The sequence below is a fragment of the Dyella thiooxydans genome, assembly GCF_001641285.1.
GTDB classification, from domain to species: Bacteria; Pseudomonadota; Gammaproteobacteria; order Xanthomonadales; family Rhodanobacteraceae; genus Dyella_A; species Dyella_A thiooxydans.
This window is the reverse complement of record NZ_CP014841.1, coordinates 242669-269455: the sequence shown is the minus strand read 5'-3', so window position 1 is coordinate 269455 and position 26787 is coordinate 242669. Positions and strand designations below refer to the sequence as shown.

Annotated in this window: 22 protein-coding genes; 12 read left to right on the top strand and 10 right to left on the bottom strand. The window is 68.3% G+C overall.

Annotated elements, in window-relative coordinates; all coding sequences use genetic code 11:
* Positions 1–80: 80 nt before the first annotated feature.
* Both hfq and miaA read right to left on the bottom strand, forming a co-directional pair.
* Positions 81–350: an RNA chaperone Hfq gene (hfq, locus tag ATSB10_RS01165; RefSeq protein ID WP_063670048.1), complete on the bottom strand. Its 270-nt coding sequence runs from the start codon at positions 348–350 to the stop codon at positions 81–83.
* A 159-nt stretch (positions 351–509) separates the two neighbouring features.
* Positions 510–1460: a tRNA (adenosine(37)-N6)-dimethylallyltransferase MiaA gene (miaA, locus tag ATSB10_RS01160; protein ID WP_063670047.1), complete on the bottom strand. Its 951-nt coding sequence runs from the start codon at positions 1458–1460 to the stop codon at positions 510–512.
* A 101-nt stretch (positions 1461–1561) separates the two neighbouring features.
* Here miaA and ATSB10_RS19525 point away from each other — a divergent pair, with 101 nt between their 5' ends.
* The 4 genes from ATSB10_RS19525 (at position 1562) to kbl (ending at position 8579) form a co-directional block, all read left to right on the top strand.
* Positions 1562–2311 carry a hypothetical protein gene (locus tag ATSB10_RS19525; protein WP_063670046.1) on the top strand — a complete coding sequence of 250 codons (750 nt, stop codon included), beginning with the start codon at positions 1562–1564 and terminating at the stop codon, positions 2309–2311.
* A gap of 105 nt (positions 2312–2416) precedes the next feature.
* Positions 2417–3451 carry an L-threonine 3-dehydrogenase gene (tdh, locus tag ATSB10_RS01150; RefSeq protein WP_205631079.1) on the top strand — a complete coding sequence of 345 codons (1035 nt, stop codon included), beginning with the start codon at positions 2417–2419 and terminating at the stop codon, positions 3449–3451.
* Positions 3452–3634: 183 nt separating this feature from the next.
* Positions 3635–7300, top strand: a complete 3666-nt coding sequence (locus ATSB10_RS01145) for a DUF748 domain-containing protein (protein WP_063670044.1) — start codon at positions 3635–3637, stop codon at positions 7298–7300.
* Between the two features lie 82 nt (positions 7301–7382).
* Complete coding sequence (kbl, locus tag ATSB10_RS01140) at positions 7383–8579, top strand: glycine C-acetyltransferase (protein WP_063670043.1); 1197 nt, start codon at positions 7383–7385, stop codon at positions 8577–8579.
* A 19-nt stretch (positions 8580–8598) separates the two neighbouring features.
* On the opposite strand, the gene ATSB10_RS01135 is transcribed toward kbl, so the two are convergent.
* Positions 8599–9354: a pseudouridine synthase gene (locus tag ATSB10_RS01135; protein ID WP_063670042.1), complete on the bottom strand. Its 756-nt coding sequence runs from the start codon at positions 9352–9354 to the stop codon at positions 8599–8601.
* Between the two features lie 204 nt (positions 9355–9558).
* Between ATSB10_RS01135 and ATSB10_RS01130 the strand changes: the two genes are divergently transcribed.
* Genes ATSB10_RS01130 through ATSB10_RS01100 form a run of 7 tightly spaced genes read left to right on the top strand, consistent with a single transcriptional unit; the run spans position 9559 to position 16336 of the window.
* On the top strand, positions 9559–10503 hold the full coding sequence (locus ATSB10_RS01130) for an acyl-CoA desaturase (RefSeq protein WP_425478146.1): 945 nt from the start codon (positions 9559–9561) through the stop codon (positions 10501–10503).
* Between the two features lie 7 nt (positions 10504–10510).
* On the top strand, positions 10511–11752 hold the full coding sequence (locus ATSB10_RS01125) for an NAD(P)/FAD-dependent oxidoreductase (protein ID WP_063674282.1): 1242 nt from the start codon (positions 10511–10513) through the stop codon (positions 11750–11752).
* Entirely contained in the window at positions 11746–12597 is an 852-nt protein-coding gene (locus ATSB10_RS01120; RefSeq protein WP_205631117.1) for a DUF1365 domain-containing protein, read from the top strand. Before ATSB10_RS01125 ends, ATSB10_RS01120 begins: the two co-directional genes overlap by 7 nt.
* Before the next feature lie 3 nt (positions 12598–12600).
* Entirely contained in the window at positions 12601–13899 is a 1299-nt protein-coding gene (locus ATSB10_RS01115; RefSeq protein WP_063670040.1) for an SAM-dependent methyltransferase, read from the top strand.
* Positions 13900–13909: 10 nt separating this feature from the next.
* On the top strand, positions 13910–14461 hold the full coding sequence (locus ATSB10_RS01110) for a DUF2878 domain-containing protein (protein ID WP_063670039.1): 552 nt from the start codon (positions 13910–13912) through the stop codon (positions 14459–14461).
* On the top strand, positions 14451–15236 hold the full coding sequence (locus tag ATSB10_RS01105) for a DUF1295 domain-containing protein (protein ID WP_063670038.1): 786 nt from the start codon (positions 14451–14453) through the stop codon (positions 15234–15236). Before ATSB10_RS01110 ends, ATSB10_RS01105 begins: the two co-directional genes overlap by 11 nt.
* Positions 15237–15247: 11 nt before the next feature.
* Positions 15248–16336, top strand: coding sequence for an SAM-dependent methyltransferase (locus tag ATSB10_RS01100; RefSeq protein WP_063670037.1), 1089 nt, complete (start codon positions 15248–15250; stop codon positions 16334–16336).
* Positions 16337–16471: 135 nt separating this feature from the next.
* Here the strand turns inward: ATSB10_RS01100 and ATSB10_RS01095 are convergent, their stop codons facing one another.
* From ATSB10_RS01095 to acnD, 6 genes are all read right to left on the bottom strand, one after another.
* Positions 16472–17605 carry an OmpA family protein gene (locus tag ATSB10_RS01095; protein WP_063670036.1) on the bottom strand — a complete coding sequence of 378 codons (1134 nt, stop codon included), beginning with the start codon at positions 17603–17605 and terminating at the stop codon, positions 16472–16474.
* Positions 17606–17900: 295 nt separating this feature from the next.
* Positions 17901–19034: an OmpA family protein gene (locus ATSB10_RS01090; protein ID WP_063670035.1), complete on the bottom strand. Its 1134-nt coding sequence runs from the start codon at positions 19032–19034 to the stop codon at positions 17901–17903.
* Between the two features lie 148 nt (positions 19035–19182).
* A complete protein-coding gene (locus ATSB10_RS01085; protein WP_063670034.1) occupies positions 19183–20634 on the bottom strand; it encodes a bifunctional 2-methylcitrate dehydratase/aconitate hydratase in 1452 nt (483 codons plus the stop codon).
* A 133-nt stretch (positions 20635–20767) separates the two neighbouring features.
* Entirely contained in the window at positions 20768–21952 is a 1185-nt protein-coding gene (prpF, locus tag ATSB10_RS01080; protein ID WP_063670033.1) for a 2-methylaconitate cis-trans isomerase PrpF, read from the bottom strand.
* 27 nt (positions 21953–21979) lie between these two features.
* Positions 21980–22564, bottom strand: coding sequence for a 2'-5' RNA ligase family protein (locus ATSB10_RS01075; protein ID WP_063670032.1), 585 nt, complete (start codon positions 22562–22564; stop codon positions 21980–21982).
* Positions 22561–25155: a Fe/S-dependent 2-methylisocitrate dehydratase AcnD gene (acnD, locus tag ATSB10_RS01070; protein WP_063670031.1), complete on the bottom strand. Its 2595-nt coding sequence runs from the start codon at positions 25153–25155 to the stop codon at positions 22561–22563. The genes ATSB10_RS01075 and acnD overlap by 4 nt, the downstream gene beginning before the upstream one ends.
* Before the next feature lie 400 nt (positions 25156–25555).
* Between acnD and ATSB10_RS01065 the strand changes: the two genes are divergently transcribed.
* Positions 25556–26236 carry a TerC family protein gene (locus ATSB10_RS01065; RefSeq protein WP_063670030.1) on the top strand — a complete coding sequence of 227 codons (681 nt, stop codon included), beginning with the start codon at positions 25556–25558 and terminating at the stop codon, positions 26234–26236.
* Position 26237: 1 nt separating this feature from the next.
* Here ATSB10_RS01065 and ATSB10_RS01060 read toward each other — a convergent pair whose 3' ends face one another.
* Positions 26238–26762, bottom strand: a complete 525-nt coding sequence (locus ATSB10_RS01060) for a potassium channel family protein (RefSeq protein WP_083966028.1) — start codon at positions 26760–26762, stop codon at positions 26238–26240.
* Positions 26763–26787 lie beyond the last annotated feature (25 nt).

Below are 26787 nucleotides of genomic sequence, written 5' to 3'. Positions count from 1 at the left end.
CCGGCGGATGGAACGTCCCAAGCTGGGGGCGACGCCGGCGCGATCAAGCGGGCGGCCGCGTCACGGCCGCCCGCATGGGTTCAGGCCTCGGCGTCGGCTGCCGTGGCAGGCGTCTCGGACTGGCCGTCATGGCCATTGCCCACCCGCACGTTGCGGCTGGGCACCACGGTGGAGATGGCGTGCTTGTAGACCATCTGGCTGACCTGGTTGCGCAGCAGCACGACGAACTGGTCGAAGGACTCGACCGTGCCCTGCAGCTTGATGCCGTTCACCAGGTAGATGGACACCGGGATGCGCTCGCGGCGCAGGGCGTTGAGAAAAGGATCCTGCAAAGACTGCCCCTTGGACATTGTTCTGGTTCTCCCCCGTCTGATGCGGCGGTCCGGACAAAAAAAGCGGGTTATGCCCGCTCCGGACCAAGTGCGATGGATCTTAACCGCTTTTAAATCGGGGGCGAAAGCGCCGCGACACGCCGGATCGCGGATCGCGATGGCTGTCACATCAGGCATTTAACCGGCATGTCCGAGGAACAGCTCCAGTGCGTCGACGGCGCGGCCGGTCAGGCCTTCGCGCTCCGGGTCGAGCACGCGGGCATCCAGCTCGCTGCGCAGCCAGGTGATCTGCCGCTTGGCCAGCTGGCGGGTGGCGTAGATGCCGCGGTTGCGCAGCTCGGCGGCGTCGAATGCGCCGTCCAGGTGCTGCCAGGCCTGCCGGTAGCCCACCGCGCGGATCGCCGGCAGGTCGGCATGCAGGTCGCCGCGGCCCTTGAGCGCGCGCACTTCGTCGAGGAAGCCGGCGGCCAGCATGGCGTCGAAGCGCTCGGCGATGCGGGCGTGCAGCGGTGCCCGGTCGGCCGGCAGCAGGGCCAGCTTCAGCACCCGCCACGGGAACGGCTCGCGCCGCTGGCTGCCCTGCAGCTCGGAGATCGGCCGGCCGGTGAGCGCGATCACCTCCAGCGCGCGCTGGATGCGCTGGGCATCGTGGATGCCGATGCGCGCGGCGGCGACCGGGTCCTGCCCGGTGAGCCGGGCGTGCAGCTCGGGCCAGCCGATTTCGGCGGCCTCGGCGCTGATCTGCGCTCGGATCTCCGCGTCTGCCTCCGGCAGCGACGACAGTCCCTGCTGCAGGGCGCGGAAATACAGTCCGGTGCCGCCGACCAGCAGCGGGACCCGGCCGGCGTCGGTGATCGCGCGCATCGCCTCCAGCGCGTCGGCGCGGAAGTCCGCCGCCGAATACGGTTCGGCCGGGTCGCGGATGTCGACCAGCGCATGCGGATAACGCGCCAGCGTGGCGGCATCCGGCTTGGCGCTGCCGATGTCCAGGCCGCGGTAGACCAGCGCCGAGTCCACGCTGACCAGCGCGACCGGAAAACGGTCGGCCAGCGCGCAGGCGAGCGCGGTCTTGCCCGACGCGGTCGGGCCCATCAGAAAGATCGCGAGCGGTCGCGCATCGGTAGTCATCCGGCAAGTGTAGAGACAGCCGCCGCCGGGCGGGCCGGGTCAACCGCATCGGCGCTCCGCACGTTGCCTGCGCACCCCGCCCCCGCGTACAGGCCACGCCGATGTCACGACTGTCCCTTCGCCATGCCCCGGCGCTTGCCCTGGCCCTGCTGTGCGGTGCTTCACCGATCCTGCGCGCGGCCCCGCCGGACCCGGCAGACCTGAGCGGCATCTGGCGACTGGACGATGGCGCCAGCAACACTCCGACGGTGGTGGAGGCCCTGCTGCGGCACGAGGCGATGCGCGAACAGTCGCCGCAGCTGCCGCACCCGCCGGGCACGCCCGGCACCGGCGAACGCCCGGCCGATGGCTCCGGCGCACGCCGCGGCGGCATGGGGGGCGGAGGCTTCGGCGGGCATGGTGGCGGGATGGGCGGTGGCGGCTTCGGCGGCCACGAAGGTGGCATGGGCGGCGGACACCACGGCGGCCGCCACCACGGAAGCGACGCCCCCTCCGAGCACACCGCGGCGGCCCCGGCGCACTACGCCACACCGCCCTGGCTGGACGACGACGGCGTACTGATCGTGCAGGAGGACGCCCGCACCCTGCAGTTGCAGCTGGACTCCGGCACCCGGCTCGACCTGCGCTTTGGCCATCCGGCGCAGCAGGGATTCAACGGCAGCGCGCTGATCCGCAGCTTCCGCGACGACGCCGGGGTGCATGTGGAGATGCGCTATGCCGATGGCTCACAGCTCACCCAGGACTGGGCGCTCGGTGCCGACGGCCGGCATCTGGTGCTGCACCAGCGCTGGCAGCTGCCGTCGCTGCAGCGCCCGGTGGACTTCGTACGGCTCTACCAGCGGCTGAACTGAGCCGCCGCATGCTGCGCTGCCGAAGCGGCGCGTGGCGCACGGCCCGTATAATCGTCGGCTGATTCCGCGGCTACCGGCCGCGTCACCCCACCCACGGATGTCCCCATGCCTCAGACGATGAAAGCCCTGGTCAAGCGCCATGCCGAACCCGGCATCTGGATGGAAGAAGTGCCGGTGCCCGAGGTCGGCCCGAACGAGGTGCTGATCAAGCTGGAGAAGACCGCGATCTGCGGCACCGACCTGCACATCTACAAGTGGGACGAGTGGAGCCAGCGCACGATCAAGCCGGGCCTGACCATCGGCCACGAGTTCGTCGGCCGCATCGTGGAGATCGGCCCGGGCGTGACCGGCTACCAGATCGGCGACCGCGTCTCGGCCGAGGGCCACATCGTCTGCGGCCACTGCCGCAACTGCCGCGCCGGTCGCCAGCACCTGTGCCCGAACACGGTGGGCATCGGCGTCAACCGCAACGGTGCGTTCGCCGAGTACATGACCATGCCGGCCAGCAACCTGTGGCCGATCCCGGACCAGATCCCGTCCGAGCTGGCGGCGTTCTTCGATCCCTACGGCAACGCCGCGCACTGCGCGCTGGAGTTCGACCTGATCGGCGAGGACGTGCTGATCACCGGTGCCGGCCCGATCGGCATCATCGCCGCCGGCATCGCCAAGCACGTGGGCGCGCGCAACGTGGTGGTCACCGACGTCAACGACTACCGCCTGAAGCTGGCCGCCGACATGGGCGCCACCCGCGTGGTGAACGTGGCCAACCAGTCGCTGCGCGACGTGGTGAAGGACCTGCACATCCAGGGCTTCGACGTGGGCCTGGAGATGAGCGGCAATCCGCGCGCGTTCAACGACATGCTCGAGGTGATGTACCACGGCGGCAAGATCGCCATGCTCGGCATCATGCCGCGCGGTGCCGGCATCGACTGGGACAAGGTGATCTTCAAGGGCCTCACCCTGCAGGGCATCTACGGCCGCAAGATGTACGAGACCTGGTACAAGATGACGCAGATGGTGCTCACCGGCTTCCCGCTGCAGAAGGTGCTCACCCACCAGATCGCCATCGACGACTTCCAGCGCGGCTTCGACCTGATGGCCGAAGGCCACTGCGGCAAGGTCGTCTGCAGCTGGAACTGAGGCCGCCGGGCTGATCCGCCGGCCGCCTCGCGCGGTCGGCTCCGCACCTGATCCGCTGGAACTTTCGCCCCGCCGCACCTGTGCGTACGCGGGGCTTCTTCGTACACTTCCGTACGGGTCCGCAGGGGCAACGGAACCACCACCCGCGGCCGGCACTTGGCCGGCGCCCAGGGAGTGCTGTCGATGCGCGTCCGACGTCTGCTGGAAGATCCCCGCGCCGCCCGCGCGCTCGACCGCGCCCGCGAGCTGGGGCGTTCCCGGCGCACCCGCCGCACGCTGGCGATCGTCGCCGGGCTGCTGGTGCTGTTCGGCCTGCTCGGCTTCTTCGCCGCACCGCCTATCCTGCGCGGGCAGATCGAGAAACGCGCCAGCGCGGCGCTGTCCCGCCCGGTGACGCTGGGCAAGGTGCACTTCAACCCGTTCACCCTGCGCCTGCAGCTCGACCATCTGCACATCGGCGGCCGCGACGGCAAGGCCGCCTTCGTCGACGTGGACCAGGCGGTGATCAACGCCTCGTGGACCTCGCTGTTCCGCATGGCGCCGGTGCTCGACGCCCTGCGCCTGGAGCACCCGCAGATCCAGCTCACCCGCGGCGCGGACGGCCGCTTCAACTTCTCCGACCTGATCGACCGCTACGCGGCCAAACCGGGCGCCCCGCCCTCGCCGCCGGCGCGTTTCGCGCTGGCCAACATCGAGGTGAAGAACGGCGACATCCGCTTCGACGACCAGCTCGCCAAGGCGACCCACCGGGTCGACCAGCTCGACGTCGGTATCCCGTTCCTGGCCAACCTGCCCAGCGACACCGACATCTACGTGCAGCCGCTGCTGGCGATGCGGGTGGACGGCAGTCCGCTGCGCATCGACGGACAGACCAAGCCGTTCGCGGACTCGCGCGAATCGATCATGCATGTCCAGTTCGACAAACTGGATCTGCCGCGTTACCTCGCCTATGTGCCGCCGGCCGCGCTGCCGGTGGCGATCCCGAAGGGCCTGCTCTCAGGCGTACTGGACCTGCACTTCGTGCAGAGCCAGCCGACCCCGCAGCTCAAGCTCACCGGCCATCTGCAGCTGGACGGCTTCGCACTGGCGACGCGCCAGGGGGCGCCGATCCTCGAGCTCGGCCACGGCGGCGCGCAACTGGTCGACGTACAGCCGCTGGTCTCGCGCTACCACCTCGGCACCGTGATGCTGGACCACGCCGCGCTGAGCTACCGGCAGGGGGCCGACGGCCATAGCAATTTCGATGCGCTGACCGCCGGCAGCCCTGCCCCCGCCGGCCAGCCGCCGGCCGCACCCACCGACCTGCGCATCGACGGGCTGTTCCTGACCGACAGCGCGGTGCACTACACCAACGCCACGCAGCAGACGCTGGACCTGGTCAGCCTGCGTGGCGCCCTGCACGGCCTCAGCCTGCTGCAGGCCCCCGCCGGCACGCTGAACCTGGCTGCCGGACTGGGCGGTGGCGCCATCACCGCCAAGGGCACGCTGGATCTGGCCGCCGGCCAGCTCAAGGGGGCGGTCGGCCTCAAGCAGGTGGCGGTGGCGCCGTTGCAGGCGATCGCCGCGCCCGACCTGCGCACGCCGGTCACCCAGGGACGGCTCGATGCCGGCGGCCAGCTCGCGCTGGATTGGGGCAAGGCGGTCAACGTGCACCTGACCGACGCGCATGCCACGGTGGACGATTTCGCGCTTGCCCCGCTGCAGAAGGAACATGGCCCGGTCATCGCCTGGAACCGCCTCGACGCAGCGATTCCGCTGTTCGACCTGGCCAGCCGGCAGGTGCAGCTGGGCGACGTGAGCCTGCACCAGCCGGCGCTGGACATCGAGCGGGCGCGGAACGGCCGGCTGAGCCTGATGGAGCTGATGCCGGATACGCCCTCCGCGCCCGCGGACGATCACGCGGCAGCGGCCCCCTGGCACTGGCAACTGGGCCACTTCACACTGGAAGAAGGCAGCCTGGACTTCACCGACCTGGCCGTCGGCACGCGACCGGTGAACACCCGGCTCACGGCCATGAAGGGGCACCTGGACGGCCTCAGCGACAAGCTCGGTGAAGCGCGTCCCTTCGCCCTGCAGGGCTCGCTCGACCGCGGCGGCTTCGATGCCAGCGGTACGCTGCGCCCGGACCCGCTCGGTGCCGAGCTGAAGCTGACGACGCGCAACCTCGACATCGCCCGCTTCGAGCCCTACCTCAGCGTGCCGCTGAACGTGACCATCGCCGACGCGCGCCTGACCAGCGACGGCAAGCTGCACTACGACGCCCGCGGCCGCACCCCCTCGCTGCACTACCAGGGCAACGCGGCGCTGGAACGGGTACGCGTGCAGGACAAGGTCACCGGCGACGACTTCCTGCGCTGGCGCACGCTGACCGCATCGCGGCTGGACGCCGAGCTCGGCCCGGGTACGCCGCGGGTGGACATCGGCGCGCTGGTGCTCACCTCGTTCTATGCCCGCGTGATCATCAATGCGGATGGACGGCTGAACCTGTCCGACGTGGTGGCCTCGCCGGAGTCCGCCCCGGTGTCGGTGACCCGCGCCGAGGGCAGCGTGCCCACGCCACCGGCCAGCGCCCCCACGCCACCGCCGGCCGCGTCGACCGCCGTGGCACAAGCCCCGGCACCGGCGACGAGCGCGGCACCGCCGGCCGAGATCCACCTGGGCGGCATCACCCTGGTCAACGGCCAGCTCAACTACACCGACAATTTCATCAAGCCCAACTACACCGCCAACCTCACCAAGCTCACCGGCAAGATCGGCGCCTTCGGCACCAAGCCCGGCGACCCGCCCGCCGACCTCACCGTACAGGCCGCGCTGGACGAGAACTCGCCGGTGGACATCAGCGGCACCATCAACCCGCTGCAGCCGGTGGCCTTCCTCGACATCAAGGGCAAGGCCGACGAGGTCGAGCTGACCCGGCTGGCCGCGTATTCGCGCAAGTACGCCGGCTACCCGATTACCTCGGGCAAGCTCAACATGGACGTCCACTACCAGCTCGACCACCGCAAGCTGGAGGCCGACAACCACATCTTCATCACCCAGCTCACCTTCGGCGACCGCGACAACAGCCCCGGCGCGAAGCACCTGCCAGTGAAGCTGGCGGTGGCGCTGCTGCGCGACACCGAGGGCAACATCGACGTGAGCCTGCCGGTGTCCGGCTCGCTGGACGACCCGCAGTTCAGCGTCGGCGGGCTGGTCTGGCGTGCGCTGGGCAACCTGATCGCCAAGGCAGTGACCGCACCGTTCCGCCTGCTCGGGGCGGCCTTCGGCGGACCGGGTGCGGACCTCGGCTACGTCGAGTTCGCGCCCGGCTCGGCCATCCTCGACGCCAAGGCGCAGGAACGGCTGGGCAAGCTGGTGGCGATCCTCGAGAAGAAGCCGTCGCTGAAGCTGGACATCATCGGCCGGGTCGACCCGACCAAGGATCGCGACGGCCTGCGCAAGGTCACCGTGGAGAACCTGATCCGCCGCGAGCTGGTGCTCGACGAAAAGGGCAAGGACGCCGACGTGTCCGATGCCGGCCTTGCCGACGTGCGGGTGACGCCGGACCAGGTCGAAAAATACCTCAAGCGCGCCTACAAGCACGACGACATCCCGAACAAGCCGCGCAACTTCCTCGGCCTGAAGAAATCGCTGGACCCGGACGAGATGCGCGGCCTGATGGAGGCCAACGTGGCGGTGGACGAAGCGGCGATGCGGGCGCTGGCCAAACGACGCGCCGACGCCGTCCGCACCTGGCTGACCGGCAAGCTCGATGCCGCCCGCTACGACGCCAAGCCGGTGCTGCTCGATGCCAAGGGCATCGACGACAAGGGCAAGACCACGCGGGTGGACTTCGGCCTGCACCAGTAGCGGCGGCCGGTGGCGGGGTTTCCTTCACAGCCCCGCCGCGAGCGGCGACAATAGCGTTTTGCCCACGCACAAGGTCCCCGCCATGAGCTACCCCGGCCAGTCCCGTTTCGCCGCCGAACTCGCCTCCATCCGCGAGCAGGGCCTGTTCAAGGCCGAGCGCGTGATCGTCTCGCCGCAGTCGGCCGAGATCGAGCTGGAGGGCGGGCGCAAGGTGCTCAACTTCTGCGCCAACAACTACCTGGGCCTGGCCGACCACCCGGACGTGATCGCCGCCGCCAAGGAGGCGCTGGACACCCACGGCTTCGGCATGGCCAGCGTGCGCTTCATCTGCGGCACGCAGGACCTGCACAAGCAGCTGGAAGCGAAGATCGCGCAGTTCTTCGGCACCGAGGACACCATCCTCTACGCCGCCTGCTTCGACGCCAACGGCGGCCTGTACGAGCCGCTGCTGGGCGAGGAGGACGCGATCATCTCCGACGCGCTCAACCACGCCTCGATCATCGACGGCATCCGCCTGTGCAAGGCCAAGCGCTTCCGCTACGCCAACTGCGACATGGCCGACCTGGAGCAGCAGCTGCAGGCCGCTGACGCCGCGGGCGCGCGCACCAAGCTGATCACCACCGACGGCGCGTTCTCGATGGATGGCTTCATCGCACCGCTGGACCAGATCACCGCACTGGCCGAGAAGTACAACGCCCTGGTGCACATCGACGAGTGCCACTGCACCGGCTTCCTCGGCGCTACCGGTCGCGGCTCGGCCGAGGTCAACGGCGTGATGGACAAGGTCGACATCTTCACCGGCACCCTGGGCAAGGCGCTGGGCGGTGCGCTGGGCGGCTTCACCACGGGACCGGCCGAGGTGATCGAGATGCTGCGCCAGCGCTCGCGCCCCTACCTGTTCTCCAACTCGCTGCCGCCGCACGTGGTGGCCGCGGCGATCAAGGTGTTCGACATGCTGGAGAGCGCCGGCGAGCTGCGCACCCGGGTGCAGGAGAACACCGCCTACTTCCGCGAGCGCATGACCGCCGCCGGCTTCGACATCAAGCCGGGCGTGCACCCGATCGTGCCGGTGATGATCTACGACGCACCGAAGGCGCAGGCGATGGCCAGCGCGCTGCTGGAGGAAGGCATCTACGTCACCGGCTTCTTCTTTCCGGTGGTGCCCAAGGGCCAGGCGCGCATCCGCACCCAGATGAGCGCGGCGCATACCCGCGAGCACCTGGACCGCGCGATCGACGCGTTCACCCGCATCGGCAAACAGTTGGGCGTGATCGGCTGAGTTGCCGCCGCGCCGCGGCTCAGCCGCGGCGCAACGCCTGCACCTCGTCCGCCGTGAGGTGCCGCCACTGGCCCTTGGGCAGCTCGCCCAGGGCCAGCGGACCGATCGCCACGCGGATCAGGCGCAGCACCCCGATGTCGTGCGCCGCCAGCAGGCGGCGGATATGCCGGTTGCGCCCCTCGTCCAGCACGACTTCCAGCCAGGCGTTCTTCTCGCCTTCGCGCAGCACGCTCACCACGACCGCAGCCAGCCGCTCACCGGCATCGACCACGCCGGCACGCAGCTTCGCGAGCAGGGCTTCGTCCGGACGGCAGTCGACCTGCACGTGGTAGGTCTTGTCCACGTGGTGCCTGGGCTCGGTGAGTCCGGCCGCCCACCCGGTGTCGTTGCTCAACAGCAGCAGGCCTTCGCTGGCCCGATCAAGCCGGCCGACCGGGCCGAGCCAGGGCAGTCCCGCCGCCTCCAGCAGGCCGTAGACGGTGTCGCGTCCGCGTTCGTCCGCCGCGCTCACCACCACCCCGCGCGGCTTGTTGAGGGCGATGTAGACCCGTTCGGCGGCGGCAACCGGGCGGCCGTCCAGGGCCAGGCGCTCGCGCTCGGCGTCGGTGGGGCGCTCCGGATCGCGGATGCAGCGGCCATCGACCGTCACCCTGCCCTCGCGCACCGCCTGTTCGGCCTGGCTGCGCGAGCACACGCCGAGCTTGCTCAGCACGCGGGCGAGTCCGTGCCGCGGGCGACCGGTGACAGGAACGGAGGGCGGGCGGGGACGAGGCATCGCGCCAGCGTAGCGAGCGGCCGCCAACCACGGCAACACGCCGGGGAACGTGCAAGAGTGCCGCATCGTCCGCACGGCCGACGGCAACGTTCGACGACGTATGTCACCGCAGCGACGATCCGCCCGGTCCAGTGCATCCGCGGCGACATGGCGCGCGTATCTTCTCGCGTCCCCTGTCACCTTCCACACGGATCGAACGCCCCCATGACCAGCGGCCCTGCGGCACCCCCCATGATCAAGCGGATGGCGACCGGGCTGGTGCGCTGGTTCGACACCAGTGCCCAGGACGCCGTCGGCGACGAGGATGACCGCATCGACTGGACCCGCGTGCTGCCCTTCATCGGCATGCACCTGGCCTGCGTGGCGGTGATCTGGGTCGGCTTCTCCTGGTTCGCGTTCTGGGTGGCATTGGGGCTGTACGCGCTGCGCATGTTCGCGGTGACGGCGTTCTACCACCGCTACTTTTCCCATCGCGCGTTCAAGACCTCGCGCGTCGTGCAGTTCGTGTTCGCCGTGATCGGCGCCAGCGCGGTGCAGCGCGGCCCGCTGTGGTGGGCGGCGCACCACCGCAACCACCATCGCCATGCCGACACGCCGGCGGACGTGCATTCGCCGGTGCAGCACGGCTTTCTGCGCAGCCACATGGGCTGGTTCATGACCCGCAGCGGCTTCCGCACCGACTGGTCGAAGATCCCCGACCTGGTGAAGTACCCGGAGCTGCGCCTGCTCGACCGCTTCGACCTGCTGGTGCCGGTGGCGCTGGCGGTGGGCCTGTTCTTCTGGGGCCGCTGGCTGGGCGTGGCGCATCCGGAGCTGGGCACCAGCGGGCCGCAGCTGCTGGTGTGGGGCTTCTTCGTCTCCACCATCGTGCTGTTCCATGTGACGGTGACGATCAACTCGCTGGCGCACCGCTTCGGCAGCCGCCGCTTCGAGACGCGCGACAACAGCCGCAACAACTGGATGCTGGCGCTGCTCACCTTCGGCGAGGGCTGGCACAACAACCACCATTTCTTCCCGGGCTCGGCGCGGCAGGGCTTCCGCTGGTGGGAGGTGGACCTGACCTTCTACCTCCTGCGCACACTCTCGCTGTTCGGCGTGGTGCGGGGACTGAAGGCCGTGCCGGCCGGCCTCAAACGTGGCCGGCGCTGAGGTGGGCATGCGCATCGCGGTGATCGGCGGCGGGATCTCCGGCATGGCCTCGGCATGGCTGCTGTCGCAACAGCACTCGGTCGATCTGTACGAAGCCAACGCCTACATCGGCGGCCACACGCATACTCACGACGTGGAATCGGGCGGCCGCGACTACGCCGTGGATTCCGGCTTCATCGTGTTCAATCCGGACAACTACCCGCTGCTGTCCCGGCTGTTCGGCGAGCTGGGGGTCGAGTCGCAGCCCACCACGATGAGCTTCGCCGTGCACAACGAGGCGAGCGGGCTGGAATACGGCGCCACCAGCCTGGACGCGCTGTTCTGCCAGCGCCGCAACCTGCTCTCGCCGAAGTTCTACGGCATGGTGCGCGACATCGTGCGCTTCTACCGCGAGTCGCAGGGATTGCTGGAAACCGCGGACGCCGGCCCGACGCTCGGCGACTATCTGGAGCGCCACCGCTACGGCGCGATGTTCCGTGACGAGCACATCGTGCCGATGGCCTCTGCGCTGTGGTCGTCGCCGTCGCGCAAGGTGCTGGACTTCCCGGCCCGTTATCTCGTGCAGTTCATGGCCAACCACCACATGCTGCAGCTCGACGACCGACCGGAATGGAGGGTGGTGCGCGGCGGGTCGCAGCGTTACGTGGATGCGCTGCGCGAGCGCTGGATGGTGCGCGAGCGCATCGCCAGCCCGGTGACCGCGGTGCGCCGCGTCGAGGGCGGCGTGGAGATCACCAGCCTCGGCCAGACCGAGCGCTACGACCAGGTGGTGCTGGCCTGCCACAGCAACGAGGCGCTGGCGCTGCTGGCCGACGCCACGCCGGCGGAGCGCGAGGTACTCGGTGCGATCCGCTACCAGGAAAACGAGACCGTGCTGCACACCGACACCCGCCTGCTGCCGAAGCGGCGCAAGGCGTGGTCGGCGTGGAACGTGCTGATCCCCGCCTCGCCCACCGAGGCCTGCACCGTCACCTACTGCATGAACCTGCTGCAGACGCTGGACGCACCGGACACGTTCTGCGTGTCGCTCAACTGCGCCGACCGGATCGATCCGGCCAAGGTGATCCGGCGCATGCGCTATGCGCACCCGGAATACACCCACGCCTCGGTGGCCGCGCAGCAGCGCAAGGGTGAGATCCAGGGCCGGTCCGGCACCTGGTTCGCCGGCGCGTACTGGGGCTGGGGCTTCCACGAGGACGGCATGCGCAGTGCGGTCGAGGTCGCCCGTGCGCTGGGGGTGGCCTGGTGAATCCGGCCCTGCGCGAGCCGCTCGACGCCGCGCCGACGGTGACCGGGGCGAAGCCGGATCGGGAACGCGCCACCGCCCGGCCGCTGGCCAGCGCGATCTACGAAGGCTGGGTCCGCCACCGCCGCCATGCGCCGCACCCGCACGCGTTCCGCTATCCGATCACGATGCTGTACCTGGACCTCGACGAGCTGCCCGACCTGTTCGACCGCCGCTGGCTGTGGTCGGTGAACCGCCGCAACGTGGCCGAGTTCCGCCGCAGCGACTACCTCGGACCGGTCGAGCTGCCGCTGGACGAAGCCGTGCGCCGGCGCGTGGCCGAGCACACCGGCCGACGCCCGACCGGGCCGATCCGGCTGCTCACCCACCTGCGCTACGGCGGGCACGTGTTCAACCCGGTGAGCTTCTACTACTGCTTCGCCGCCGACGGCCACACGCTGGAGACGATCGTCGCAGAGATCACCAACACGCCGTGGAAGGAGCGCCATGCCTACGTGCTGCCGGTCGCGGAAGGCCGCAGCCACCGGCACACCACCGCCTGGCGCTTCGACAAGTCGTTCCACGTGTCGCCGTTCATGCCGATGGACCGCGGCTACGACTGGCGCTTCTGCATCCCCGAGGCGGTCCTGCGCGTACACATGAACGTGATGGACGGCGAGCGGCGCGACTTCGATGCCACGCTGGTGCTCGAACGCCGCCCGCTCGACGGCGCCGGACTGGCCCGCGTGCTGTGGCGCTTCCCGCTGATGACGCTGCAGGTGGTGCTGGCAATCCACTGGCAGGCGTTGAGGCTTTGGCTCAAGCGCAACCCCGTCTACGACCACCCAGGTAAGACCACCGGGAACTGATCCATGGACATCGAACTGACCCAGCCGCTGGACACCGCTCTCGCCACCGCCCTGCCCGGCCGGCTGGAGCGCCTGCTGCGCGACCGCCTGCTGGCGCAGATGGCCCAGCTCAAGGGCTGCCGACTGCGACTGGACGACGCGCTGGGCTCGGTGGAGCTGGGCACGCCGCTATCGGGCGAGGAGCCGCTGAAAGTGCACCTGACGGTACGCGACCCGCGCTTCTACCGACTGGTGGCGGCCACCGGCAGCGTCGGGGCGGGCGAGGCCTACATCGAGGACCTGTGGCACTGCGACGACCTGGTCGCGCTGATCCGCGTGATGGTGCGCAACCGCGACCTGCTCGACGGCATGGAGACCGGCCTGGCCCGGCTCGGCGGCCTGGCGATGAAGGCCTGGCACGCGCTCAACCGCAACACCCGCGCCGGCAGCCGCCGCAACATCGCCGCGCACTACGACCTGGGCAACGAGCTGTTCGGCCTGTTCCTTTCCAGCGACCTGATGTATTCCTCGGCGATCTACGCCAGCGACGACGAATCGCTGGAGGTCGCCTCCACCCGCAAGCTCGATCGTATCTGCCAGAAGCTGGCACTCACCCCGGACGACCACGTGCTGGAGATCGGCACCGGCTGGGGCGGTTTCGCGATCCACGCCGCGCGCCACTACGGCTGCCGCGTGACCACCACCACCATCTCCCGGGAGCAGTACGAGCTGGCCTCCCGGCGCGTGGCCGAGGCTGGCCTGTCCGACCGCATCGAACTGCTGCTGGAGGACTACCGCGATCTCGACGGCCGCTACGACAAGCTGGTGTCGATCGAGATGATCGAGGCGATCGGTGCGGAGTTCATGCCCACCTACTTCGGCGCGATCTCGCGCCTGCTCAAGGACGAGGGCATGGCGCTGATCCAGGCGATCACCATCGAGGACCACCGCTACGCGCAGGCGCTGAAGTCGGTGGACTACATCAAGCGCTACATCTTCCCCGGCAGCTTCATCCCCTCGGTGAGTGCGATGCTGGGCGCGGCACGTCAGTCCAGCGACCTGCGGCTGTATCACCTGGAGGACATCGGGCCGAGCTACGCGCTCACCCTCAAGGCGTGGCGCGAGCGCTTTCTCGCCCGCCGCGACGAGGTGCTGAAGGCCGGCTACGACGAGCGCTTCGTGCGCATGTGGGAGTTCTACCTCGCCTACTGCGAAGGCGGCTTCCGCGAGCGCTCGATCGGCGACGTGCAGATGCTGCTGACCCGGCCGGGCTGCCGCCGCGCTTCCTACCTGCCCGACATGGCCACGGCGGCCTCGGCCTGACGGTGTCCGCATGAACGCCTGGGCCAATGCCATCGCCTACCAACTGGTCTGGTTCGCCGCGATCTGGGGCGCATCCAGCGGCCACTGGTGGCTGGCGCCGCTGGCGCTGCTGCCGTTCGCGGCCTGGATGCTGGGGCGCTCCGAAGGCGGCGCCGATGCGCTGCTCATGCCGATCGCCGTGCTGATCGGCGCGGTGCTCGACTCCAGTCTCGCGGCGAGCGGGCTGGTCGCCTACGCCTCGCCGGTGCCGTTCGCGCAAGCCGCGCCGTTGTGGATCCTGTCGATCTGGGCGGCGTTCTCGCTGACCCTGCGGCACAGCTTCCGCTTCCTGCACGGACGATGGCCGCTCGCCGCCATGCTCGGCGCAGTGGGTGCACCGATGGCCTATCTCGGCGCCGCGCGGGGCTGGCACGCGGTGGCCTTTCCGCTGGGTACCACGCCCGCGGTGGTCGCGCTGGCCGCCGGCTGGGCGGTCGCCATGCCGCTGCTGATCGGCCTGGCCGTGCGGGTTGAACGCACGTCCACCCCCGCTCCCGCCCGGGGAGAAGCCCATGTGGCATGAGCTTGGCTGGCAGGTGCTGACGGTCTGGCTGGTGACCGCCGCGGCGATGACGGTGGGCTGGATGGTGCAATACCGCACCCGCAACGCCACCCTGGTCGACGCGATCTGGAGCGCCACCATGGGCCTGGCGGCGCTGTTCTATGCGGCGATGGGCGACGGCGATCCCCTGATCCGCGGTCTGCTGGCGCTGTTCGGCGGCCTGTGGGCGCTGCGCCTGTTCCTGCACCTGCTCGACCGGGTGCGCCACGAGGACGAGGACGGCCGCTACCGCTATCTGCGCGAGCACTGGCAGGACAGCCAGCCGAAGTTCTTCGCGTTCTTCCAGGCGCAGGCGCTGTTCACCACCGTCTTTTCGCTGCCGTTCCTCGCCGTGGGGGCCAACCCGGGCAGCGAGCAGTCGTCGGGCTGGATCGCGGCGGCGCTGGTGGTGTGGCTGCTGAGCCTCAGCGGCGAGGCGATCGCCGACCGGCAGCTGGCGCAGTTCCGTCGCCGCCCTGACAGCCGCGGCAGGACCTGTCGCGAAGGACTGTGGCGCTACTCGCGGCATCCCAACTACTTCTTCGAGTGGACGCACTGGTTCGCCTACGTGCTGCTGGCGGTCGGCTCGCCGATCGGCTGGCTGGCCATCCTCGGCCCGGTGTTGATGCTCGTATCGCTGTACCGCTTCACCGGCATTCCCTACACCGAGGCGCAGGCGCTGCGCAGCCGCGGCGACGACTACCGCGACTACCAGGCCCGCACCAGCGCCTTCATTCCCTGGTTTCCCAAGACATGAGGATCACGGCCATGACCGACAGCCTTGCCATGCCGTCCGATGCGATCGAACAGACCGAAGAACATGGCCTGACCCGCCTGGCCGAATCGGGACTGATCCCGGACGGGCTGCTGCGGCTCGGTATCCGGCGGCTGTGCGCCACCCGCCTGCGCGAAGAGCGCGCCGGCGGCGAAGAGGCGGTGTGGTCGCGCTTCCGCGACCGGCTCCAGCAGCTGCGCCAGAGTCCGCTCGCGCTGCATACCGACGCAGCCAACCGCCAGCACTACGAGCTGCCGCCGCGCTTCTTCGAGCTGTGCCTGGGCAAGCGGCTGAAGTACTCCAGTTGCTACTACCCGACCGGCCACGAGACGCTGGACGAGGCCGAGGAGAAGATGCTCGCCCTCTACGACGAGCGCGCCGACCTGGTCGATGGCCAGGACATCCTCGAGCTGGGCTGCGGCTGGGGTTCGCTGACGCTGTGGATGGCGGCGCGCTACCCCGGATCGCGGATCACCGCGGTCTCCAACTCCCGCCCGCAGCGCGAGCACATCGAGGCGCGATGCCGCGAGCTCGGCCTGCGCAACGTGCAGGTGATCACTCAGGACGTCAACCGGCTGTCGCTCGATGCGGGCCGATTCGACCGGGTGGTGTCGGTGGAGATGTTCGAGCACGTGCGCAACTACCAGGTGCTGCTGGAGCGCATCGCCGGTTGGCTGCGTCCCGGCGGCAAGCTGTTCGTGCATATCTTCTGCCATCGCGAACTGATGTATCCGTTCGAGACCGAGCGCGACGACGACTGGATGGGCCGGCACTTCTTCACCGGTGGCCTGATGCCCGCGGCCGACACGTTCCTGCATTTCCAGCAACACATGGTGGTGGAGCAGGAGTGGCGCCTCGCCGGCAGCCATTACGAGAAGACCGCGAACCACTGGCTGGCCCACCAGGACGCGCACCGCGAAGAGATCCTGCGCGTGCTGGCGGGCACCTACGGCGCGGCGCAGGCGAAGCTGTGGCACCAGCGCTGGCGCATGTTCTGGATGGCCTGCGCGGAGCTGTTCGGCTACGACCACGGCAACGAGTGGCTGGTGGGCCACTATCGGTTCCAGCGACGCGCCGGTTGACGGTTGCCGCCCCGCCCGCAGAAAGCCCGGCCGAACCGGGCTTTTTGTTGTGCACCGCCCGGCTCCGGGACGGATGCCGCGCAAAAAAGAAGCCCGGCCAAAGCCGGGCTTCTTCATGACACGCGGTGCCGATCCTTACTGCTGGACCTGCAGCTCCGTGCGGCGGTTGCGGGCGCGACCGGCATCGGTGTCGTTGGTGTCCACCGGATCGCTCTCGCCGTGGCCGACCGGGCCTTCCAGGCGGCTCGCGTCCACGCCGTGCGCCGTCAGGTAGTCGTACACGATCTGCGCACGACGCTCCGACAGGGCCTGGTTGTACTGCTCCGTGCCCTTCGAGTCGGTGTAGCCGGCAACCATCACCTTCACCTGCGGGTAGCGCTGCAGCGTATCCACCGCCTGGTCAAGGATCGACAGCGAGTCCGCCGTCGGCTCGGCCAGCGCCTTGCCGATCTCGTCGGCCTTCACGTGGCCCTTCTTCGGATAGTCGAACTTGAAGTTCACGCCGCGCAGATCGATCACCACCTTCTGCGGGCAGCCGTCCGGACCCACGATCGTGCCGGCAGCCGTCGCCGGGCACTTGTCGTCGCAGTCGTTCACGCCGTCATGATCGCTGTCCAGCGTCGAGCAATCCGGCTTCGGCGGCGGCGGGGCCACGACCGGAGCCGGCGGGGCCGGCGGCGCGCCAAAGCGCGACACGACGCTGAAGCCCAGGAACCAGTCACCGTAACCGTCCTGCGCCGGCTGGCTCTTGTCGTCGAAGTCGTAGCGGTAGCCCGTCTCGATCCGCACATCGGAGCTATCCGTCACCGTCTTGGACACACCCACGCCCAACTCCGCCGCAGGGGCCCAACCGCTGTCGCCGCGATTATGGTGGTTGCTGCCCATCAAGCCGACGAGCAGGTACGGACGCCAGGCGTTCCAGTCGCCGCGGTAGAAGCGAGCCGCCGCGCCGAACGAGTTGTTCGACCAGCTGCCGCCACCCACCGCGCCGTCCACGTTCCGCTTGGTGCGGTCCACGAACAGGTCGATCGACGCGTCCGGCGAAATGAAACGCCCCACGCCCAGACCGTAATACAGCTGACGGCTGTTCGTGTTCCGGTCGGTGTCGTTGTAATAACCACCAATGGTCGGCGCGATGTACCAGCGATCGTCGTAGCTCGACGAACTCGTACCCGGTGCGCTGTCCGCCGGCGCCGTGTCCTGCGCGTGAACGGCACCCACGCCGCCCAGGGCCAGAGCAATCAGAAAATACAAGCCCTTACGTTTCATCAGGTGTCTCCTTCGATTATTGGTTTTCGCGTCCGTTCCACGTCAGACGGGAGATCGCGCGTCAGAACATTATTCATGCCGACAGGGCCGAGGTCCCCGGCTTGTCATTTCTGCCGCAAGCGCGAGAAAGTGTATCAAAACCGTTAAATAGTGCTATCTGCATCACATTGTCGCGCCAGAGGCCGGTGAAGCCTTGTTCAGGTACGCGGCACCTTCCGCACTCGTCTTATAACGGAATGGAAAAAGAAAAAGCCCGGCCAAAGCCGGGCTTCTTCATGACACGCGGTGCCGATCCTTACTGCTGGACCTGCAGCTCCGTGCGGCGGTTGCGGGCGCGACCGGCATCGGTGTCGTTGGTGTCCACCGGATCGCTCTCGCCGTGGCCGACCGGGCCTTCCAGGCGGCTCGCGTCCACGCCGTGCGCCGTCAGGTAGTCGTACACGATCTGCGCACGACGCTCCGACAGGGCCTGGTTGTACTGCTCCGTGCCCTTCGAGTCGGTGTAGCCGGCAACCATCACCTTCACCTGCGGGTAGCGCTGCAGCGTATCCACCGCCTGGTCAAGGATCGACAGCGAGTCCGCCGTCGGCTCGGCCAGCGCCTTGCCGATCTCGTCGGCCTTCACGTGGCCCTTCTTCGGATAGTCGAACTTGAAGTTCACGCCGCGCAGATCGATCACCACCTTCTGCGGGCAGCCGTCCGGACCCACGATCGTGCCGGCAGCCGTCGCCGGGCACTTGTCGTCGCAGTCGTTCACGCCGTCATGATCGCTGTCCAGCGTCGAGCAATCCGGCTTCGGCGGCGGCGGGGCCACGACCGGAGCCGGCGGGGCCGGCGGCGCGCCAAAGCGCGACACGACGCTGAAGCCCAGGAACCAGTCACCGTAACCGTCCTGCGCCGGCTGGCTCTTGTTGTCCCAGTCGTAACGGTAGCCACCTTCGATACGGACGTCCGAGCTGTCCGTCACCGTCTTGGACACGCCCAGACCCAGCTCGGCCGCCGGCGAGAAACCCTGATCGCCACGGTCGTGGTGGTTGCTCGCCATCACGCCGGCCAGCAGGTATGGACGCCAGGCGTTCCAGTCGCCGCGGTAGAAGCGAGCCGCCGCGCCGAACGAGTTGTTCGACCAGCTGCCGCCACCCACCGCGCCGTCCACGTTCCGCTTGGTGCGGTCCACGAACAGGTCGATCGACGCGTCCGGCGAAATGAAACGCCCCACGCCCAGACCGTAATACAGCTGACGGCTGTTCGTGTTCCGGTCGGTGTCGTTGTAATAACCACCAATGGTCGGCGCGATGTACCAGCGATCGTCGTAGCTCGACGAACTCGTACCCGGTGCGCTGTCCGCCGGCGCCGTGTCCTGCGCGTGAACGGCACCCACGCCGCCCAGGGCCAGAGCAATCAGAAAATACAAGCCCTTACGTTTCATCAGGTGTCTCCTTGGTGGTAATCCGCATTCGAAAATCCCGCGGGAATGTTCGCCGCAACCTCCATGGTCGAAAAGCGGAACTTCCCGATCGTCGGAGGACTTGGGCGCCACCCCTTAAGGCGAATTCGATTATCGGGTCACGCCGTCTTTACAGCGTGAAAAGTTCCAGGAAATGCTGAACCGGCATTGAGTCGAGGCGGGAATCATCAGCTGCCGCATTCATGATTTCCTCGACCTTCATTGGCGGCAGATGCCCGCGCATGGCAGCCTCGAACTTGTCCCACAGCAGCGCAATACCCTCGGCGCGACGCATGCGATGACCGATCGGATAGTCGATCGACACCTTGCCCGTGCTCGACCCATCCTTGAAGAACACTTGCACCGAGTTCCCGATGTAGCGTTTGGCGGGATCGAAATAGTCCCTGGTGAAATCCGGATTCTCGCCAACCACCATCTTCTCGCGCAGCGCGTCGATGCGCGGATCGGCTGCGACGTCGTCGTTGTAGTCGTCCGCGGTGAGGCGACCGAAGATCAGCGGCACGGCGACCATGTACTGGATGCAGTGGTCGCGGTCGGCATAGTTGGCCAGCGGGCCAGTCTTGTCGATGATGCGGCGTCCCGCCTCCTGGGTCTCGATCGCCACCTTCTCGATCTGATCGATCCTGCCCGCCACCTGCCCGTGCAGCTGCATGGCGCACTCCACCGCGGTCTGCGCATGGAACTCGGCGGGGAAGCTGATCTTGAACAGCACGTTCTCCATCACATAGCTGCCGAACGGTCGCTCGAACTCGAACGCGTGACCTTTGAAGGCGACGTCGTAGTAGCCCCACGTCCCGGCGCTGAGCGCCGAGGGATAGCCGATCACATCGCGGTACACGGCGTTGATTGCATGGATGACGGCGCGGCGGCAGGCGTCGCCGGCGGCCCAGCTCTTGCGCGGGCCGGTGTTCGGGGCATGGCGATAGGTGCGCAGCGCGCCGTTGTCGATCCAGCTGTGCGACACCGCGGCGATGACCTGCTCCTTGTCACCACCGAGCATCGCGGTGGTCACCGCGGTGGACGCCAGGCGAACCAGGATGACGTGATCCTGGCCGACGCGGTTGAAGCTGTTCCTGAGCGCATAGCAGCCCTGGATCTCGTGCGCCTTGATCGCCCAGGTCAGCACGTCGCGCACGGTCAGCGGCTCGCCACCTTCGCGTTCGGCCTTGCGGCTGAGGTAATCGGCCACCGCGAGGATCGCGCCGAGGTTGTCCGACGGATGGCCCCACTCCGCCGCCAGCCAGGTGTCGTTGAAGTCGAGCCAGCGGATCTGCGTGCCGATCGCGAACGCGGCCTGCGCTGGATCGAGCTCATGGCTGGTGCCTGGCACGCGGGCGCCACCTGTCAGCGTGGCCCCCGGCACCAGGGGGCCGAGATGCTTGACGCACTCGGGGAACTTCATCGCCAGCATCGCGCAGGCCAGCGAGTCGAGCAGCATGATGCGGGCGGTGTCGTACGCCTCGACCGAATCGATCCGGTAATCGATCACATAGTCGGCGATGTCGACCATCGGCTGGTCGGGATCGGGACGCTTGGCATAACGAATATCGTGCGCGCTCATGAGGCTCGTCTCCTGGCAGCAGGGAAAACGCCTCAGAGTCGGGGGTGCTGCCCCCGTCACCGGACGCGATCCTCCCAGAGATTACCGATGCGACGTCACGGCAGCGAAAAAGCGCTACGCGTGCCCTGCGGACTTACCCCGCAGGCACCCGCACCCGGCCTTCCATCAGCACGCGCGCGCTACGGCTCATGACCGCCTTGGTGACGGTCCAGGTGCCGTCGACCAGCGTGGCCTCGGCGCCCACCCGCAGGGTTCCCGACGGATGACCGAAACGCACCGACTGGCGCTCGCCACCGCCAGCGGCCCGGTTCACCAGCGTGCCGGGAATGGCCGCGGCGGTGCCGATCGCCACCGCCGCCGTGCCCATCATGGCGTGATGCAGCTTGCCCATCGAGATCGCCCGCACCAGCAGGTCGATGTCGGTGGCCCTCACGTGCTTGCCACTCGACGCGACGTAGTCGGCCGGCCCGGCGACGAAGGCCACCTTGGGCGTGTGCTGGCGCGTGGCGATCTGATCCAGTGACTGGATCAGGCCCATGCGCAACGCGCCGTGCGCCCGGATGGTCTCGAACATCGTCAGCGCCTTGTCGTCGCCGTTGATGGCGTCCTGCAGTTCCGTGCCGGCGTAGCCGATCGCGGCGGCCTCGATGAAGATCGTCGGAATGCCGGCGTTGATCATGGTCGCCTTGAGCGTGCCGACGCCAGGCACCTCCAGGTCGTCGACCAGGTTGCCGGTGGGGAACATGGCGCCACCTGCGCCCTCTTCCTCGGCGGCCGGATCCATGAATTCCAGCTGCACCTCGGCTGCGGGGAAGGTCACACCGTCCAGCTCGAAGTCGCCGGTCTCCTGCACCGCGCCGTCGGTCATCGGCACATGGGCGATGATCGTCTTGGCGATATTGGCCTGCCAGATGCGCACGATGGCGATGCCGTCGCGCGGCACGCGGGCGCGATCGACCAGGCCACTGGCGATGGCGAACGGACCGACCGCCGCGGAGAGATTCCCGCAGTTGCCGCTCCAGTCGACGAAGGCCTTGTCGATCGCCACCTGGCCGAACAGGTAGTCCACGTCGTGGGCCGGCCGTGTGCTTTTGGACACGATCACCGTCTTGCTGGTGCTGGAGGTGGCGCCGCCCATACCGTCGATCTGCTTGCCGTAGGGATCGGGACTGCCGATCACCCGTTGCAGCAGCGCGTCGCGCGCAGCGCCCGGCACCTTGGCGACCTCGGGCAAATCCTCGAGGCGGAAGAACACACCCTTGCTGGTGCCCCCGCGCATGTAGGTGGCGGGAATGCGGATCTGTGCAGCATGCGACATGGGAATCTCCGGAAGTGCCCGCGCCGCTTAAAACAAAGCGGGCTGCATGGCAGGGGGATCGATTTCTGGCAGCAACGGCCAACGACCGATGATCTCGTAACGGTAAGGATGGCCGCCGCCCATGACGAGACACAGTTCGTCGATGGTCCAGCGGAGGGGTGGATCAAGCACGATCTTGTTCAGCGGCGAGGGGGCGCTATAACTCAGAGTCATATGCGGCGTGACGCCCGTGGCGATATGGCCGAATCCCGCTTCAGCGAGGCGCTGCTGCACCTCCTTGAGTAAGGCAGTGAACGCCCTCGGCACCCCGTACGCGCTCATCCTCCAATGGATATGCCCCGGCAAACCAGCCGATCCCTCGATGCGGTTGAAATCGAGCGTGCAAGAGGATGCGGAGACGGCTGCACCCACCCGCAGCAACGCCGCACGGTCTGAAGCGGTCGGTGAAAAAATGCGCTCGGAAAACGACTGATGCAGGTTAGCCAGCGCGAACATGGCGGTTCCCAAGCGTTTATCCAGTCCGTACCGCTCCAGAAGAGCACCGATGTACTCCACCAGGGCCGGCGACGGCATGGCCGCAAAGAACAGGCGCCACTCCGCGATCCGACTCATGCCGCCTGCGACGCCTCAAGGAAATCCTGAGCGAAGCGCTGCAGCACGCCGCCCGCCTCGTAGATCGACACTTCCTCAGCGGTATCCAGCCGGCAGGTCACCGGCACCTCGATGCGTTCGCCGGTGCTGCGATGGATCACCAGGGTGAGGTCCGTCCCCGGCGTGCGCGCTCCCACCACGTCGAAGGTCTCGCTGCCGTCGATGCCCAGCGTCTTGCGGTTGGTGCCGGGCTTGAACTGCAGCGGCAGCACGCCCATGCCGATCAGGTTGGTGCGATGGATGCGCTCGAAGCCCTCGGCCGCGATCGCCTCCACGCCGGCCAGCCGCACGCCCTTCGCGGCCCAGTCGCGCGAGGAGCCCTGGCCATAGTCGGCGCCGGCGATCACGATCAGCGGCTGCTTGCGCTCCATGTAGGTCTCGATCGCCTCCCACATGCGCATCACCCGGCCTTCCGGCTCCACGCGAGCCAGCGAACCGCGCTTCACCTCGCCATCGACCACCGCCATCTCGTTGACCAGGGTCGGGTTGGCGAAGGTGGCGCGCTGCGCGGTGAGATGGTCGCCGCGGTGGGTGGCATACGAATTGAAGTCCTCTTCCGGCAGACCCATTTTCGCCAGGTACTCGCCCGCCGCGCTGGTCGGCAGGATCGCGTTGGACGGCGACAGGTGGTCGGTGGTGATGTTGTCACCGAGCACCGCCAGCGCGCGCATGCCGGTGAGCGTGCGCTCACCCGCGAGTGCGCCCTCCCAGTACGGCGGACGACGGATGTAGGTGCTCTGCGCACGCCAGTCGTACAGCGGCGCGGCGCGGATGCCCATTGGGCCGGTGCGCGCGAACATCGGCTCGTAGACGGCGCGGAACTGCTCGGGCTTCACGCTGGAAGCCACGATCGCGTCGATCTCCTCGTCGCTCGGCCAGATGTCCTTGAGCGTGACCGGCTGACCGTTGGCATCGACGCCGAGCACGTCCTTCTCGATGTCGAAGCGGATGGTGCCGGCGATGGCGTAGGCCACCACCAGCGGCGGCGAGGCCAGGAAGGCCTGCTTCGCGTACGGATGGATGCGACCGTCGAAGTTGCGGTTGCCCGAAAGCACGGCGGTGGCATACAGGTCGCGGTCGATGATCTCCTGCTGGATCTTCGGATCGAGCGCGCCGGACATGCCGTTGCAGGTGGTGCAGGCGAACGCGACGATGCCGAAGCCGAGCCGCTCCAGTTCCGGCAGCAGGTTCGCCTCCTTCAGGTACAGCTCCACCGCCTTCGAGCCAGGCGCCAGCGAACTCTTCACCCACGGCTTGCGGGTGAGGCCGCGCGCGTTGGCGTTGCGTGCCAGCAGCGCGGCCGCGATCACGTTGCGCGGGTTGCTGGTGTTGGTGCAGCTGGTGATGGCGGCGATGATCACCGCACCGTCCGGCATCTGCCCCGACTGCTCCTCCCAATGGCCGGCGATACCGCGCGCAGCGAGATCGGACGTCGGCAGCCGCTTGTGCGGATTGGACGGGCCGGCCATGTTGCGCACGACCGAGGAGAGATCGAAGGTGAGCGTGCGCTCGTACTGCGCGCCGGCCAGCGCGTCGGCCCACAGCCCGGTCGTCCTGGCGTAGGTCTCCACCAGCTTGACCTGCTCGTCGCTGCGGCCGGTCAGGCGCAGATAGTCGGTGGTCTGGCTGTCGATGAAGAACATCGCCGCCGTGGCCCCGTATTCGGGGGCCATGTTGGAGATGGTGGCGCGATCGCCCAGCGTGAGCGCCGCGGCACCCTCGCCGCGGAACTCCAGCCACGCGCCCACCACCTTCGAAGCCCGCAGGAACTCGGTCAGTGCCAGCACGATGTCGGTGGCGGTAATGCCCGGCTGCGGACGCCCGGTGAGTTCCACCCCGATGATGTCGGGCAGGCGCATCCACGAGGCACGGCCGAGCATCACGCTCTCGGCTTCCAGCCCGCCCACGCCGACGGCGATCACGCCGAGCGCATCCACGTGCGGGGTATGGCTGTCGGTGCCGACGCAGGTATCGGGATAGGCCACGCCATCGAGCACCTGCACCACCGGCGACATCTTCTCCAGGTTGATCTGGTGCATGATCCCGTTGCCCGGCGGGATCACGTCGACGTTCTCGAACGCCCGCTTGGTCCACTCGATGAAGTGGAAGCGGTCCTCGTTGCGGCGATCCTCGATGGCGCGGTTCTTCGCGAAGGCGTCCGGATCGAAGCCGCCGCACTCCACCGCCAGCGAGTGGTCGACGATCAGCTGCACCGGCACCACCGGGTTCACCTTGGCCGGGTCGCCGCCGCGATCGGCGATCGCATCGCGCAGGCCAGCCAGGTCCACCAGCGCCGTCTGGCCGAGGATGTCGTGGCACACCACGCGCGCCGGGAACCACGGGAAGTCGCGCTCGCGCTTGCGCTCGATCAGCTGCATCAGCGAGTCGGCGAGGATGGCCGGATCACAGCGGCGCACCAAGTTCTCGGCCAGCACGCGCGAGGTGTACGGCAACGCGTCGTAGGCGCCCGGCTGGATCGCCTCCACGGCGGCGCGTGCATCGAAGTAGTCCAGCGAGGTGCCGGGGAGGGACTTTCGGTAGGCGTTGTTCATAGAGGTCGGCAATCCTGGAGACAAGCACTCGCTGGGAACAGGTCGTTTCCGCGCCCGCGCACCGTTTTCCGGACACTGCCCGGGGCATCGCTGGCCGATGGCCCGAAACGGCGGCAGACACGACACAAAGCCTGCCTATTGTAGCGGGATGAAGGCGCCACCCCGAGGGCTTTGGCTTGACCGGCATGCGCGGCGAGCTCGACAATGCACTGGTACTAACCCCAAAAGGGAGTAGTTCCGGACGTCGATTCTTCGGACGTTCGTGCGGTGGTCGTCATCACGAGCGGAGCACCGCTCCGGTCACCCCAGCGGCTTTGTCGCGAACGAGACTTTTGCGGTAACCACGGGGCGGCGTGCGCCCGCGGTTGCTGCATTCGTCCCGCGCGCAGGAATGAACCGCATGGATTTCCTCTCCCCCGAATTCTTCTCCGGCCTGGCGGCGATCGTCCTGCTCGATCTCGTGCTGGCCGGCGACAACGCGATCGTGATCGCCCTCGCCGCGCGCAACCTGCCACCCAGGCTGCAGAAGAAGGCGGTGTTCTGGGGCACCTTCGGCGCCGTCGGCGTGCGCGTGCTGCTGACCGCGATCGTGGTCTACCTGCTCAAGCTGCCCGGCCTGATGCTGGCCGGCGGCCTGCTGCTGCTGCCGATCGCCTGGAAGCTGCTCAGGCACGAGGAGGAGGACCCCGACGTCAGCCCCGGCGACACGTTCTGGTCGGCGCTCAAGACCATCGTGGTGGCCGACGCCCTGATGGGCCTGGACAACGTGCTGGCGATCGCCGGTGCGTCGAAGGGCCACATGGGCCTGGTGATCCTGGGACTGCTGATCAGCGTGCCGCTGGTGGTGTGGGGAAGCACGCTGATCCTGAAGCTGATCGCGCGCTTCCCGGTGATCATCTACGTCGGCGCGGGCGCCATCGCCTGGACCGCAGCACGCATGATCGCCCACGACAACCTGGTCGCGCGCTGGTTCGACCCGCGCCCGTGGGCCGCCTATGCGCTCGACGCGCTGCTGGTGCTGGCGGTCTGCGGCGGCGGCTGGCTGGTCCGGCGCCGCCAGCTGCGGGATGCGCGCGACTGACTCAGTCGCGTCGCCAGAAGCGCCCCATCTCCAGGAACGTGAACGAGGCCGACCAGGTGATCAGCACGAAGCCGGTGAGCGCCTCGGTGCCCGCCAGGAAGCGCACCGGCCCGAAGGGAATCACGTCACCGAAGCCCACCGTGGTGAACGTCACGGCCGAAAAGTACACGTGGTCGACCAGCGAACCGGCCGCGATGCCGTGGACGTGGCCGAACGAAGGACTGATCGACTGCAGCAGATAGAACGCCAGGCCGAAGATCCAGATTTCGCAGACGTGCACGCTGAGCACGCCGAAGATGCCGTAGAGCACCTGGCGGCGGTGATGCCGCCCGGTCCGGTCCTTGCCCCCCAGCCGGCGCGACAGCCAGGAGAGCACCTCGTAATGCAGCGTCACGCAGAGGCCGACCGCCACGATGGTGGCGACGATCACAGCGAGGTTCACGCCCCAGTCGCCATAGGCATCGCCGTCTGACGGTGCGCCAGCGGATACGGCCTGCACCAGTCCACCGAGCAGCCACGCCTGCATGGTTCCTCCCTCGCGGAGACCGTCC

What these genes read in the sequence shown, in the direction of transcription:
- ATSB10_RS01110 (WP_063670039.1), top strand. Translation starts at nt 13,910, where the DNA reads ATGAACGCCTGGGCCAATGCCATCGCCTACCAACTGGTCTGGTTCGCC.
- acnD (WP_063670031.1), bottom strand. Translation starts at nt 25,155, where the DNA reads ATGAACAACGCCTACCGAAAGTCCCTCCCCGGCACCTCGCTGGACTAC.
- ATSB10_RS01095 (WP_063670036.1), bottom strand. Translation starts at nt 17,605, where the DNA reads ATGAAACGTAAGGGCTTGTATTTTCTGATTGCTCTGGCCCTGGGCGGC.
- ATSB10_RS01125 (WP_063674282.1), top strand. Translation starts at nt 10,511, where the DNA reads ATGCGCATCGCGGTGATCGGCGGCGGGATCTCCGGCATGGCCTCGGCA.
- kbl (WP_063670043.1), top strand. Translation starts at nt 7,383, where the DNA reads ATGAGCTACCCCGGCCAGTCCCGTTTCGCCGCCGAACTCGCCTCCATC.
- ATSB10_RS01085 (WP_063670034.1), bottom strand. Translation starts at nt 20,634, where the DNA reads ATGAGCGCGCACGATATTCGTTATGCCAAGCGTCCCGATCCCGACCAG.
- tdh (WP_205631079.1), top strand. Translation starts at nt 2,417, where the DNA reads ATGCCTCAGACGATGAAAGCCCTGGTCAAGCGCCATGCCGAACCCGGC.
- ATSB10_RS01060 (WP_083966028.1), bottom strand. Translation starts at nt 26,762, where the DNA reads ATGCAGGCGTGGCTGCTCGGTGGACTGGTGCAGGCCGTATCCGCTGGC.
- ATSB10_RS01075 (WP_063670032.1), bottom strand. Translation starts at nt 22,564, where the DNA reads ATGAGTCGGATCGCGGAGTGGCGCCTGTTCTTTGCGGCCATGCCGTCG.
- ATSB10_RS01115 (WP_063670040.1), top strand. Translation starts at nt 12,601, where the DNA reads ATGGACATCGAACTGACCCAGCCGCTGGACACCGCTCTCGCCACCGCC.
- ATSB10_RS01065 (WP_063670030.1), top strand. Translation starts at nt 25,556, where the DNA reads ATGGATTTCCTCTCCCCCGAATTCTTCTCCGGCCTGGCGGCGATCGTC.
- prpF (WP_063670033.1), bottom strand. Translation starts at nt 21,952, where the DNA reads ATGTCGCATGCTGCACAGATCCGCATTCCCGCCACCTACATGCGCGGG.
- ATSB10_RS01090 (WP_063670035.1), bottom strand. Translation starts at nt 19,034, where the DNA reads ATGAAACGTAAGGGCTTGTATTTTCTGATTGCTCTGGCCCTGGGCGGC.
- ATSB10_RS01135 (WP_063670042.1), bottom strand. Translation starts at nt 9,354, where the DNA reads ATGCCTCGTCCCCGCCCGCCCTCCGTTCCTGTCACCGGTCGCCCGCGG.
- ATSB10_RS01145 (WP_063670044.1), top strand. Translation starts at nt 3,635, where the DNA reads ATGCGCGTCCGACGTCTGCTGGAAGATCCCCGCGCCGCCCGCGCGCTC.
- ATSB10_RS01130 (WP_425478146.1), top strand. Translation starts at nt 9,559, where the DNA reads ATGACCAGCGGCCCTGCGGCACCCCCCATGATCAAGCGGATGGCGACC.
- ATSB10_RS19525 (WP_063670046.1), top strand. Translation starts at nt 1,562, where the DNA reads ATGTCACGACTGTCCCTTCGCCATGCCCCGGCGCTTGCCCTGGCCCTG.
- hfq (WP_063670048.1), bottom strand. Translation starts at nt 350, where the DNA reads ATGTCCAAGGGGCAGTCTTTGCAGGATCCTTTTCTCAACGCCCTGCGC.
- ATSB10_RS01100 (WP_063670037.1), top strand. Translation starts at nt 15,248, where the DNA reads ATGACCGACAGCCTTGCCATGCCGTCCGATGCGATCGAACAGACCGAA.
- miaA (WP_063670047.1), bottom strand. Translation starts at nt 1,460, where the DNA reads ATGACTACCGATGCGCGACCGCTCGCGATCTTTCTGATGGGCCCGACC.
- ATSB10_RS01105 (WP_063670038.1), top strand. Translation starts at nt 14,451, where the DNA reads ATGTGGCATGAGCTTGGCTGGCAGGTGCTGACGGTCTGGCTGGTGACC.